Source organism: Streptomyces ficellus (assembly GCF_030406405.1).
GTDB lineage: Bacteria > Actinomycetota > Actinomycetes > Streptomycetales > Streptomycetaceae > Streptomyces > Streptomyces ficellus_B.
Genome location: NZ_JAUEPL010000061.1, coordinates 25,333 through 36,734, shown reverse-complemented (window position 1 = coordinate 36,734; position 11,402 = coordinate 25,333). Strand labels below are relative to the sequence as shown.

The following is an 11,402-nucleotide window of genomic DNA, read 5'->3' as shown; positions in this document are numbered from 1 at the left end:
GGGGGGGGGGGGGGGGGGGGGGGGGGGGGGGGGGGGGGGGGGGGGGGGGGGGGGGGGGGGGGGGGGGGGGGGGGGGGCGGGGGGGGGGGGGGGGGGGGGCGGGGGGGGGGGGGGGGGGGGGGGGGCGCGGGGGGGGGGGGGGGGGGGGGGATACCGGGGCAGAGGGTGCGGGGCCCCGGTGGAGCGCGGAGGCCGGGCGCGGGGGCCGCCGGTGGCCGTTGGCTGGGGGTGTCCGGTACGCGGGACAGGGGACGCCGCAGGGTCTGGGGGCCTATACGGTGGGAGGACCATGAGCGCATCGCAGACCTCTGACGTTCCCACCCTTCTCGTCAAGATCTTCGGGAAGGACCGCCCCGGGATCACCGCCGGGCTCTTCGACACCCTGGCCGCCTACTCCGTCGACGTCGTCGACATCGAGCAGGTCGTCACCCGGGGCCGTATCGTCCTGTGCGCGCTCGTCACAGAGCCGACCGCGAGCACCGAGGGCGAGCTGCGGGCCACCGTGCATAGCTGGGCGGAGTCGCTGAAGCTCCAGGCGGAGATCATCTCGGGCACGGGCGACAACCGGCCGCGCGGTGTCGGGCGCTCCCATGTGACGGTGCTCGGGCACCCGCTGACGGCCGAGAACACGGCGGCCATAGCGGCCACGATCACCTCGACGGGCGGGAACATCGACCGTATCTTCCGGCTCGCGAAGTACCCGGTCACCGCCGTGGAGTTCGCCGTGTCCGGTACGGAGACGGCGACTCTGCGTACCGCGCTCGCCACCCAGGCCCATGAGATCGGGGTCGACGTGGCGGTGGTGTCGGCGGGGCTGCACCGCAGGGCGCAGCGGCTGGTCGTCATGGACGTGGACTCGACGCTCATCCAGGACGAGGTGATCGAGCTCTTCGCCGCGCACGCCGGCTGTGAGGAACAGGTCGCCGAGGTCACGGCGCGCGCCATGCGCGGGGAGCTGGACTTCGAGCAGTCGCTGCACGCGCGCGTCGCGCTGCTCGCCGGGCTGGACGAGTCGGTCGTGGAGAAGGTACGGGCGGAGGTCAGGCTGACGCCGGGCGCGCGCACGTTGATCCGTACGCTGAAGCGGCTCGGGTACCAGGTCGGTGTCGTGTCGGGCGGTTTCACCCAGGTCACGGACGACCTGAAGGTCCGGCTGGGGCTGGACTTCGCCTCCGCCAACACGCTGGAGATCGTGGACGGCAAGCTCACCGGACGGGTGACCGGCGAGGTCGTCGACCGGGCGGGCAAGGCCCGGCTGCTGCGCCGGTTCGCCGCCGAGGCCGGCGTACCGCTCGCCCAGACGGTCGCGATCGGTGACGGCGCCAATGATCTCGACATGCTGAACACGGCCGGTCTGGGCGTGGCCTTCAACGCCAAGCCCGTGGTGCGGCAAGCGGCCCACACCGCCGTCAATGTGCCCTTCCTGGACACGGTGCTGTACCTGCTCGGGATCACCCGCGAAGAGGTCGAGGCGGCGGACACCCACCAGGACTAGGGGCCGGTACGGACGATGTACGACGGGTGACGGCAAGGCCCGGGCACCGCGCGGTGCCCGGGCCTTGCCGTCACCCGTCGTTCGGCGAAGGGCTCAGTCGTGCGGCGCCCAGTAGCTGAGCAGCTTGCCCACACCGTGCTCCACCGACTTCCAGGAACCGCTGAAGCCGACGACGGCGAAGGCGGAGGTCGGGAACCCGCCCCGGTTCATCCGGGCGAGCGCGTCGCCCTCGGCCTGGCCGGCGAGGGCGTCGGCGAGGGCGTGCATGCCGGGGTTGTGACCGATGACGAGCAGGTCATTCACATCCTCGGAGGTCTCGTTGAGCAGCGCGAGAAGATCGCCGAGGGAGGCTTCGTACAGCCGCTCCTCGTACACGGTCCTGGGTCGCTGCGGCAGTTCCTGCACCGCCAGCTTCCACGTCTCGCGGGTCCTGGCCGCGGTCGAGCACAGGGCCAGATCGAAGGTGATTCCGGTCTCGGCGAGCCGGCGGCCGGCCACGGGGGCGTCCTTGCGGCCTCGATCGGCGAGGGGCCGCTCATGGTCGGACACCTGGGGCCAGTCGGCCTTCGCATGCCGGAGTAGCACGATCCTGCGGGGTGTATCGACGCTCATGCTCCCCAGCTTCGCATGAAACGTGCCACGGAGCGTTGGGTGTTGACCAGCTCGACCTGCACGGGTGAGGGCCGTTTCGGCGACGCGGCCGCGGTGGCCCGCGGTGCCGGCCGTGCGGCTAAGGGGCGAGCGTCTGCTGTATCCGCTGGAGGATCCGGCCGACCGCCGGGTCACCGCCCACCGCGTGCGCCTCGCCGCAGCCGGTTATCAGCCCGAGGAGGACGACGAAGGCGGCCACCGGCAGTGCCACGGCCCACCACGGCAGCCGGGCGCCGCCGACGTGGGCGGCATCCGCGCTGGTGGTGACGTGGGTCCGGGCGGGCGTCAGGGTGTGCGTACCGGTGCTCGTACGGGCAGACATGGCCGCCTCCGTGGGTCGGTAGGTCCGTGGTGCCGAGGTCGATGTACCTCAAAGCTACGGATCATGGGCTGCCGGGCCCATCCGGCAACCCACCCACTTCACCCTGACCCTGGTCCCCTAGGGGGTCACGGTGAGGCGAGCGTCGCGATGATTCCGATGACCACGCCGATGGCCAGCATCGTGCCGAGCACGATGAGGAGCTTCTTCTGGCCGTTCTGGGGATTGGGGTCGAGCACAGGCTGCATGGGCCAAGTCTCGCACCTCAGGCCTCGTCCTCGATCGTCCGGTCCCGTCCGGCGACGATTCCGACGATCATCTGCGGCACCATCAGCCCCGCCATCAGGGCGAGCGGCGTGCCCCAGCCGCCGCTGTGCTCGTAGAGGGCGCCGACCAGCGTCGGCCCCGGGATGGAGATGAGGTAGCCGACGCTCTGCGCGAAGGCGGAGAGGCGTACGACGCCGCCGCCCGTCCGCGACCGCATGCCGATCATGGTGAGGGCGAGCGGGAAGGCGCAGTTGGAGACGCCCAGCAGCAGCGCCCAGGCCCATGCCCCGCTCGCGGGGGCGAAGTGCAGACCGGCGTACCCGCTGAGGCCGCACAGGCCCAGCGCCACGACGATCGGGCCCTGGTTCTTCAGGCGGGTGGCCAGCTTGGGGATGACGAAGGCGAGCGGCACGCCCATCACCATGGTCACGGCGAGCAGCACTCCGGCGGTGCCGGCCGGCACACCCGCGTCACGGAAGATCTGCGGCATCCAGCCCATGGTGATGTACGCGCCGGTGGCCTGGAGCCCGAAGAAGCAGGCGAGCGCCCACGCGGTGCGGCTGCGGGTGATCCGGAGGGCGGGGGTTTCCGCGCTGCCCGCGGCGGCGGCCGGAACGTCGCCACCGCGTCGGCGGACGAGCGGTATCCAGGCCAGTACGGCAAGGGCGCCGAGGATCGCCCACACGCCCAGCCCCGCGCGCCAGCTGCCGCCCAGCGCGCCGGTCACCGGGACGGTCGCGGCGGCCGCGAGGGAGGTCCCGAGGGCGAGGGCCATGGAGTACAGGCCGGTCATGGTGCCGACGCGGTCGGGGAAGTACCGCTTGACGATCACCGGCATCAGGACGTTGCTGACGGCGATGCCCATCAGGGCCAGTGCGCTGGCGGCGAGGAAGGCGGCCGTTCCGCCGGCGAAGGGCCGGATGACCAGGCCCGCCGTGATGGCGGTCATCCCGGCGAACACGATGGCGCCGGGTCCGAAGCGGCGGGCGAGCCGTGGGGCCGTGATGCCGAAGAGCGCGAAGCAGAGCGGTGGTACGGAGGTGAGGAGCCCGGCGACGACACCGCTCATGTGCAGCCCGTCGCGTACCTCTTCCAGGAGGGCGCCGAGGCTGGTGATGGCGGGGCGCAGATTGAGCGCGGCGAGGACGAGGCCGACGACCAGGAGCCTGGTGAGCCAGACGGCCGCCCTGGGCCCGGGGCCGGCGTCAGTCGGTCCTGAAGGCGTGCCGACGGCCGACGCGCTGCCCGCCGATCCGCCACCGCCCGCCGCCGAGTCCCGGCCCGCCGACGCGCCACCGCCCGCCGACGCGCCCTTGCCCGCCGATCCGCCGCCGCTCGCCGATCCGCGATCGCTCGACGCGGTTGCAGCCATGCTGCTTGCGGTGGCGGCGTGTGCGGGCGTACTGCTGGTGGGGGTGAGTGTCGTGGTCTGCGGCTCGTCGGACATGAGACCCATCATAGAATCATGGGATGATTGGCTGTCCAATCCTCTTCCAAGGAGCACCATGGCGCTCAGCTCTCCCCGCCGATCCGCGCTCTCCGACCAGGTGATCGCCGAGCTGCGGAACCAGATCACCTCGGGCGAGTGGCCGGTCGGCTCCCGGATCCCCACCGAACCGGAGCTGGTCGAGCAGCTGGGCGTGGCCCGCAACACGGTCCGCGAGGCGGTACGGGCGCTCGCCCACAACGGCCTGCTGGACATCCGCCAGGGCTCGGGTACGTACGTCATCGCGACCAGCGAGCTGGCGGGCGTGATGCACCGGCGCTTCGCGGGCGCCGATCCGCGGCACATCGCGGAGCTGCGCTCCACGCTGGAGTCGTCCGCCGCCCGGCTGGCCGCCGAGCGCCGCACCGACCGGGACATGCGGCAGTTGGACGCGCTGCTGGCGCGGCGCGAGGAGGCGTGGGAGGCGGGCGACGCGGAGCGGTTCGTGGCGGCGGACTCCACCTTCCACCTCGCGGTGATGGCCGCCTCGCACAACGACGTCATGACGGAGCTCTACGCCGACCTGGGCCACCTCGTACGGGACTGGCTGCGCGACGACGTGGGCCAGGAGCTGCGGCCGGAGAACCACATGGACCACTCCCGGCTGGTGGAGGCGATCCGGGCCGGGGACGCGGAGGCGGCCGCCTCGGAGGCGGCCGGCTATCCGTTCATGTGTCTGGGCCGGGTCAGTCCCGTACGGGCTGGTGACTGATCCAGGCGTCACGGACCTCTTTCCAGCAGCGCTGGGTGAGCTCGGCGTACGCCGTCGGCCCGATGGCGACGGGCGCGCTGTCGGAGTCGATGTCCCACCACCGGTCGCATTCGACGTGCAGCTGGACGCGGTCCGTGCGGGGGTAGGGGTTGTGGCAGTACGCGGTGACACGGGAGCCCTCGACCGACGTACGGCAGGAGGCGAGGTATTCGTCCCGCTCCTGGGCGTACGCGTCGGCGGTGACGGCGATCCCCGGCAGGAGGACCGCGGTGGCGGCCAGGGCGGCCGCCCTTCGGCTCTTCGGATGGTGCTTCGTACGCACAGCCACACCTCCTCCCCGATCAACGGACGTGAGTATCCGTTCTGCCCCAGTTTGCCGTGATCGTCGCGACTCTACGACTCGGGGACCAGCAGGCGGGACAGCGCGAAGGCCGCGCACCGCCCCTCCGGGCAGTGCGCGGCCCTCCCGCGAAGCGACGATTCCCGGGGCTCAGGCGCCCATGATGTGCACGCCGCCGTCGACGTGGACGATCTCGCCGGTCGTCTTCGGGAAGAAGTCCGAGAGCAGCGCGACGACACCGCGGCCGGCCGGCTCCGGGTCCGACATGTCCCACTGGAGCGGGGAGCGCTCGTCCCACACCTTCGCCAGGTCGCCGAAGCCCGGGATGGACTTGGCGGCCATCGAGCCGATCGGGCCGGCCGAGATCAGGTTGCAGCGGATGTTCTGCTTGCCGAGGTCACGGGCCAGGTAGCGGCTGGTGGCCTCAAGGGCGGCCTTGGCCGGGCCCATCCAGTCGTACTGCGGCCACGCGAACTGCGCGTCGAAGGTGAGGCCGACGACCGAGCCGCCGTTCTGCATCAGCGGCAGGCAGGCCATGGTCAGCGACTTCAGCGAGAACGCCGAGACGTGCATCGCGGTCGCCACCGACTCGAACGGCGTGTTGAGGAAGTTGCCGCCGAGCGCGTCCTGCGGCGCGAAGCCGATGGAGTGGACGACGCCGTCGAGGCCGCCGAGCTCCTCGCCCACCAGGTCGGCGAGGCGGGCCAGGTGCTCGTCGTTGGTGACGTCGAGCTCGATGACCTTGGCGGGCTTGGGCAGCTTCTTGGCGATGCGCTCGGTCAGGGTGGGCCGCGGGAAGGCGGTCAGGATGACCTCGGCACCCTGCTCCTGGGCCACCTTGGCGGTGTGGAAGGCGATGGAGGACTCCATCAGCACACCGGTGATCAGGACGCGCTTGCCCTCGAGAATTCCGCTCATGTGATCAGTGACCCATGCCCAATCCGCCGTCAACGGGGATGACGGCTCCAGTGATGTACGAGGCGTCGTCGGACGCGAGGAACCGGACCGCGGCGGCGATCTCCTCGGGCTGCGCGTAGCGGCCGAGCGGCACCTGGGCGACGATGCCCGCCCGCTGCTCCTCCGTCAGCACCTTGGTCATGTCGGTGTCGACGAAACCGGGCGCGACGACGTTGAACGTGATGTTGCGCGAGCCGAGCTCACGGGCGAGGGAGCGGGCGAAGCCCACCAGCCCGGCCTTGGAGGCGGCGTAGTTGGCCTGGCCCGCGGAGCCGAGCAGCCCGACGACGGAGGAGATGAGGACGACACGGCCCTTCTTGGCGCGCAGCATGCCGCGGTTGGCGCGCTTGACGACACGGAAGGTGCCGGTGAGGTTGGTGTCGAGTACGGAGGTGAAGTCTTCCTCGGACATCCGCATCAGCAACTGGTCCTTGGTGACGCCGGCGTTGGCCACCAGCACCTCCACCGGACCGTGCTTCTCCTCGATCTCCTTGTAGGCCTGCTCCACCTGCTCGGTGTCGGTGATGTCGCACCGCACGGCCAGGCAGCCCAACTCCGTCAGGTCCTGGGGCGGCTCACCCGACCGGTATGTGATCGCGACGTTGTCGCCGGCCTCGGCGAACGCGCGGGCGATGGCGAGGCCGATGCCCCGGTTACCTCCGGTGACGAGAACCGAGCGGCTCAACGGATCACCCTTTCGATAGCGGTCTGTACCTCGAAACCTATCGGTCCCGATCTCGCTACGGGGAATCGACCCCTGACAGTGGCGTGCGAATGTCGCTGTTGGATCCCTACAGAAAGCCCCCTGCGGAAAGCACTGGGCAGGGGGCCGTGCGGCGCGACATGATCGGTACGACCGGTCTCATACGACAGGAGACATCCGTGCCTCATTCCATCGACGAAGCCTTCACGGCGCTGCCGCTGCGGGCGCTCGCCGACGCGGCGCTCGCCAGGGCGAGGGCCCTCGGCGCCGAGCACGCCGACTTCCGGTTCGAGCGCGTACGCAGCGCCTCGTGGCGGTTGCGGGACGCCAAGCCCGCCGGATCGTCGGACACCACCGACCTCGGCTACGCGGTGCGGGTGGTGCACGGCGGGGCCTGGGGGTTCGCCTCCGGGGTCGATCTGACCATGGACGCCGCCGCCAAGGTCGCCTCGCAGGCCGTGGCCATGGCGAAGCTGTCGGCCCAGGTGCTCGCGGCGGCCGGGTCCGACGAGCACGTGGAGCTCGCCGACGAGCCGGTGCACGCGGACAAGACGTGGGTCTCGTCGTACGAGATCGATCCCTTCGCCGTGCCCGACGCGGAGAAGAGCGCGCTGCTGGCGGAGTGGAGCACGCGGCTGCTGCGCGCGGACGGCGTGGCCCATGTGGACGCGTCGCTGATGACCGTCCACGAGAACAAGTTCTACGCGGACACGGCCGGGACGGTCACCACGCAGCAGCGCGTACGGCTGCATCCGCAGCTGACGGCGGTCGCGGTGGACGCGACGACCGGTGAGTTCGACTCGATGCGGACGCTGGCGCCGCCGGTGGGGCGCGGCTGGGAGTACCTGACGGGCACCGGCTGGGACTGGGACACCGAGCTGGAGCAGATCCCGGAGCTGCTCGCGGAGAAGATGCGGGCGCCGAGCGTCGAGGCGGGCAGGTACGACCTGGTCGTCGACCCGTCGAACCTGTGGCTGACGATCCATGAGTCGATCGGGCACGCCACGGAGCTGGACCGGGCGCTGGGTTACGAGGCGGCGTACGCGGGCACCTCGTTCGCCACCTTCGACCAGCTGGGGAAGCTGGTGTACGGCTCGTCGATCATGAACGTGACGGGTGACCGGACCGCCGAGCACGGGCTCGCGACGATCGGGTACGACGACGAGGGCGTCGAGGCGCAGAGCTGGGACCTGGTCAAGGACGGCATCCTGGCCGGCTACCAGCTAGACCGGCGGATCGCGAAGCTGACGGGCCTGGGCCGGTCCAACGGCTGCGCGTACGCCGACTCGCCCGCGCACGTGCCGGTGCAGCGCATGGCGAACGTGTCGCTCCAGCCGGATCCGGGCGGGCTGTCGACGGAGGACCTGATCGGGGGCGTGGAGCGCGGCATCTACGTGGTCGGCGACCGGTCGTGGTCGATCGACATGCAGCGGTACAACTTCCAGTTCACCGGGCAGCGGTTCTTCCGGATCGAGAACGGGCGGCTGGCCGGTCAGCTGCGCGATGTGGCGTACCAGGCGACGACCACGGACTTCTGGGGCTCCATGGAGAAGGTCGGCGGCCCGCAGACGTACGTCCTGGGTGGCGCGTTCAACTGCGGCAAGGCCCAGCCGGGCCAGGTCGCCGCCGTCTCGCACGGCTGCCCTTCGGCCCTGTTCCGGGGCGTGAACATCCTTAACACCGCGCAGGAGGGTGGCCGATGAGCCCCGTAGTCAAGCCGTACGAGATCGTCGAGCGGGCCCTTGAGCTGTCCCGCGCGGACGGGTGTGTCGTCATCGCGGACGAGCAGTCGTCGGCCAATCTGCGCTGGGCGGGCAACGCCCTGACCACCAACGGCGTCACGCGCGGCCGGACGCTCACCGTCATCGCCACTGTCGACGGCGCGGAGGGCACCGCGTCCGGTGTGGTGTCCCGGTCGGCGGTCACCGCAGAGGACCTGGAGCCGCTGGTACGGGCGGCCGAGGCCGCCGCGCGGTCCGCCGGGCCCGCCGAGGACGCCCAGCCGCTGGTCTCCGGCGTGGAGGCGTCGCCCGACTTCACGGACGCGCCCGCCGAGACCTCGTCGGCGGTCTTCGCGGACTTCGCGCCCGCGCTGGGCGAGGCGTTCGCCCGGGCACGCGCGGGCGGCCGGGAACTGTACGGCTTCGCCAACCACGAGCTGACGTCCACGTACCTGGGTACGTCGACGGGGCTGCGGCTGCGGCACGACCAGCCGTCCGGGACGCTGGAGCTCAACGCCAAGTCGCCGGACCGCACGCGCTCGGCGTGGACGGGGCACTCGACGCGGGACTTCAAGGACGTCGACCCGACCGCGCTGGACGCGGAGCTGGCGCGGCGCCTGGGCTGGGCCGAGCGCCGGATCGAGCTGCCCGCCGGGCGGTACGAGACGCTGCTGCCGCCCACCGCGGTGGCCGACCTGCTGATCTACCAGCTGTGGTCGTCGGCCGCCCGGGACGCGGCGGAGGGCCGCACCGTCTTCTCCAAGCCGGGCGGCGGCACCCGGATCGGCGAGACGCTCGCGCCGCTGCCGCTGACCCTGCGCAGCGACCCCCACGAGCCGGGCCTGGAATCCGCGCCCTTCGTGATCGCGCACTCGTCGGGCGACGACTCGTCGGTGTTCGACAACGGGCTGCCGCTGTCGCCGACCGACTGGGTACGGGAGGGGCGGCTGGAGCACCTGATCACCACGCGGCACAGCGCCGGGCTCACCCGGCTGCCGGTGACTCCGCCGGTCGGCAACCTGATTCTGGACGGCGGCGGCGATCGGTCACTGGAGGAGATGGTCGCCGCCACGGAGCGGGGGCTGCTGCTGACCTGTCTCTGGTACATCCGCGAGGTCGACCCGGCGACGCTGCTGCTGACCGGGCTGACCAGGGACGGCGTCTACCTCGTCGAGGGCGGCGAGGTCGTCGGCGAGGTGAACAACTTCCGGTTCAACGAGTCGCCGGTGGACCTGCTGTCGCGGGCCACCGAGGCCGGCCGTACGGAGAAGACGCTGCCGCGCGAGTGGAGCGACTGGTTCACCCGGGCCGCCATGCCGCCGCTGCGGGTGCCGGACTTCAACATGAGCTCGGTCAGTCAGGGCGTATGACGCCCATAGACTGGCCTGGGACCACACGACACCATCCAGATCACCCAGATCATCCAGATCATCCGAGGAGACACGACACCGTGACGGACATCGTCGACGAGTTGAAGTGGCGCGGGCTGTTCGCCCAGTCCACCGACGAGGAGGCCCTGCGCAAGGCTCTCGCGGACGGTCCGATCACGTTCTATTGCGGCTTCGACCCCACCGCGCCGAGCCTGCACGTCGGGCACCTGGTGCAGGTCCTCACCGTCCGCCGGCTCCAGCAGGCGGGGCACCGGCCGCTGGCGCTGGTGGGCGGGGCGACGGGTCAGATCGGCGACCCGCGCCCGACCGCCGAGCGCACCCTGAACGACCCGGAGACGGTCGCGCAGTGGGTGACGCGGCTGCGCTCGCAGATCGAGCCGTTCCTGTCCTTCGAGGGCGAGAACGCCGCGATCATGGTGAACAACCTGGACTGGACCGCGAACCTGACCGCGATCGAGTTCCTGCGGGACATCGGCAAGCACTTCCGGGTCAACAAGATGCTGACCAAGGACTCCGTCGCGCGGCGGCTGGAGTCCCAGGAGGGCATCAGCTACACCGAGTTCAGCTACCAGCTGCTCCAGGGCATGGACTTCCTGGAGCTGTACCGGCGCTACGGCTGTGTCCTCCAGCAGGGCGGCAGCGACCAGTGGGGCAACCTCACCGCCGGCCTGGACCTGATCCACAAGCTGGAGCCGCACGCCCAGGTGCACGCGCTGGCGACGCCGCTGATGACCAAGGCGGACGGCACCAAGTTCGGCAAGACCGAGGGCGGGGCCGTCTGGCTGGACCCGGAGATGACCACGCCGTACGCGTTCTACCAGTTCTGGCTGAACGTGGACGACCGCGACATCTCGACGTACCTGCGCATCCTCAGCTTCAAGAGCCGTGAAGAGCTCGAGGAGCTGGAGAAGATCACCGAGGAGCGTCCGCAGGCCCGTACGGCCCAGCGCGCGCTCGCGGAGGAGCTGACGGCGCTGGTGCACGGCGCCGACCAGTGCGCCGCGGTGATCGCCGCCTCGAAGGCGCTGTTCGGGCACGGTGACCTCGCGGAGCTGGACGCACCGACGCTGGCCGCGGCGCTGGCCGAGGTACCGCACGCCCGGGTCCCCGAGCCGGGTCCGGTGGTGGACCTCTTCGCGGAGGTCGGCCTGGCGCCCAGCAAGTCGGCGGCCCGCCGCACGGTGAAGGAGGGCGGCGCGTACGTGAACAACGTCAAGGTGACCGCCGAGGACGCCGAGGTGTCCGCGGACGACCTGCTGCACGGCCGCTGGCTGGTGCTGCGCCGGGGCAAGAAGAACCTGGCGGCGATCGAGGTCGCGGCCGGCTGACGTGTGGCGGTGCCCCGGGTGCGTGGACGCAC

At 71.3% G+C, this 11,402-nt stretch carries 12 protein-coding genes; 5 read left to right on the top strand and 7 right to left on the bottom strand.

Annotated features, from left to right (window positions below; genetic code table 11):
• Window positions 1–289 precede the first annotated feature (289 nt).
• The gene (serB, locus tag QWM81_RS28040) at window positions 290–1,495 is read left to right on the top strand and encodes a phosphoserine phosphatase SerB (RefSeq protein ID WP_290115229.1); all 1,206 of its coding nucleotides are present in this window, start codon (window positions 290–292) and stop codon (window positions 1,493–1,495) included.
• 93 nt (window positions 1,496–1,588) lie between these two features.
• Here the strand turns inward: serB and QWM81_RS28035 are convergent, their stop codons facing one another.
• The 4 genes from QWM81_RS28035 to QWM81_RS28020 form a co-directional block, all read right to left on the bottom strand.
• A complete protein-coding gene (locus QWM81_RS28035) occupies window positions 1,589–2,107 on the bottom strand; it encodes a SixA phosphatase family protein (protein WP_290115227.1) in 519 nt (172 codons plus the stop codon).
• A gap of 118 nt (window positions 2,108–2,225) precedes the next feature.
• Window positions 2,226–2,468: a hypothetical protein gene (locus QWM81_RS28030; RefSeq protein ID WP_290115225.1), complete on the bottom strand. Its 243-nt coding sequence runs from the start codon at window positions 2,466–2,468 to the stop codon at window positions 2,226–2,228.
• Window positions 2,469–2,593: 125 nt separating this feature from the next.
• Window positions 2,594–2,713 (bottom strand): SGM_5486 family transporter-associated protein, encoded by a 120-nt coding sequence (locus tag QWM81_RS28025; RefSeq protein WP_290115223.1) that lies wholly within the window; start codon window positions 2,711–2,713, stop codon window positions 2,594–2,596.
• Window positions 2,714–2,730: 17 nt separating this feature from the next.
• A complete protein-coding gene (locus QWM81_RS28020; RefSeq protein ID WP_290115221.1) occupies window positions 2,731–4,179 on the bottom strand; it encodes a CynX/NimT family MFS transporter in 1,449 nt (482 codons plus the stop codon).
• Window positions 4,180–4,237: 58 nt separating this feature from the next.
• Between QWM81_RS28020 and QWM81_RS28015 the strand changes: the two genes are divergently transcribed.
• Complete coding sequence (locus QWM81_RS28015) at window positions 4,238–4,930, top strand: FadR/GntR family transcriptional regulator (RefSeq protein WP_290115220.1); 693 nt, start codon at window positions 4,238–4,240, stop codon at window positions 4,928–4,930.
• Here QWM81_RS28015 and QWM81_RS28010 read toward each other — a convergent pair.
• The 3 genes from QWM81_RS28010 to fabG form a co-directional block, all read right to left on the bottom strand.
• Complete coding sequence (locus QWM81_RS28010; RefSeq protein WP_435372475.1) at window positions 4,905–5,258, bottom strand: hypothetical protein; 354 nt, start codon at window positions 5,256–5,258, stop codon at window positions 4,905–4,907. The two genes, QWM81_RS28015 and QWM81_RS28010, sit on opposite strands and share 26 nt — an antisense overlap.
• A gap of 162 nt (window positions 5,259–5,420) precedes the next feature.
• Window positions 5,421–6,188, bottom strand: coding sequence for an enoyl-ACP reductase FabI (gene fabI / locus QWM81_RS28005; protein WP_290115219.1), 768 nt, complete (start codon window positions 6,186–6,188; stop codon window positions 5,421–5,423).
• A 4-nt stretch (window positions 6,189–6,192) separates the two neighbouring features.
• Window positions 6,193–6,912, bottom strand: a complete 720-nt coding sequence (gene fabG / locus QWM81_RS28000) for a 3-oxoacyl-[acyl-carrier-protein] reductase (RefSeq protein ID WP_290115218.1) — start codon at window positions 6,910–6,912, stop codon at window positions 6,193–6,195.
• Between the two features lie 197 nt (window positions 6,913–7,109).
• Between fabG and QWM81_RS27995 the strand changes: the two genes are divergently transcribed.
• The 3 genes from QWM81_RS27995 (at window position 7,110) to tyrS (ending at window position 11,370) form a co-directional block, all read left to right on the top strand.
• Window positions 7,110–8,633, top strand: a complete 1,524-nt coding sequence (locus tag QWM81_RS27995; protein ID WP_290115217.1) for a TldD/PmbA family protein — start codon at window positions 7,110–7,112, stop codon at window positions 8,631–8,633.
• Window positions 8,630–10,021 carry a metallopeptidase TldD-related protein gene (locus QWM81_RS27990; protein ID WP_290115216.1) on the top strand — a complete coding sequence of 464 codons (1,392 nt, stop codon included), beginning with the start codon at window positions 8,630–8,632 and terminating at the stop codon, window positions 10,019–10,021. Before QWM81_RS27995 ends, QWM81_RS27990 begins: the two co-directional genes overlap by 4 nt.
• Before the next feature lie 80 nt (window positions 10,022–10,101).
• Window positions 10,102–11,370: a tyrosine--tRNA ligase gene (tyrS, locus tag QWM81_RS27985; protein ID WP_290115215.1), complete on the top strand. Its 1,269-nt coding sequence runs from the start codon at window positions 10,102–10,104 to the stop codon at window positions 11,368–11,370.
• Window positions 11,371–11,402: the final 32 nt, after the last annotated feature.

What these genes read in the sequence shown, in the direction of transcription:
- serB (WP_290115229.1), top strand. Translation starts at nt 290, where the DNA reads ATGAGCGCATCGCAGACCTCTGACGTTCCCACCCTTCTCGTCAAGATC.
- QWM81_RS28035 (WP_290115227.1), bottom strand. Translation starts at nt 2,107, where the DNA reads ATGAGCGTCGATACACCCCGCAGGATCGTGCTACTCCGGCATGCGAAG.
- QWM81_RS28030 (WP_290115225.1), bottom strand. Translation starts at nt 2,468, where the DNA reads ATGTCTGCCCGTACGAGCACCGGTACGCACACCCTGACGCCCGCCCGG.
- QWM81_RS28025 (WP_290115223.1), bottom strand. Translation starts at nt 2,713, where the DNA reads ATGCAGCCTGTGCTCGACCCCAATCCCCAGAACGGCCAGAAGAAGCTC.
- QWM81_RS28020 (WP_290115221.1), bottom strand. Translation starts at nt 4,179, where the DNA reads ATGTCCGACGAGCCGCAGACCACGACACTCACCCCCACCAGCAGTACG.
- QWM81_RS28015 (WP_290115220.1), top strand. Translation starts at nt 4,238, where the DNA reads ATGGCGCTCAGCTCTCCCCGCCGATCCGCGCTCTCCGACCAGGTGATC.
- fabI (WP_290115219.1), bottom strand. Translation starts at nt 6,188, where the DNA reads ATGAGCGGAATTCTCGAGGGCAAGCGCGTCCTGATCACCGGTGTGCTG.
- QWM81_RS27990 (WP_290115216.1), top strand. Translation starts at nt 8,630, where the DNA reads ATGAGCCCCGTAGTCAAGCCGTACGAGATCGTCGAGCGGGCCCTTGAG.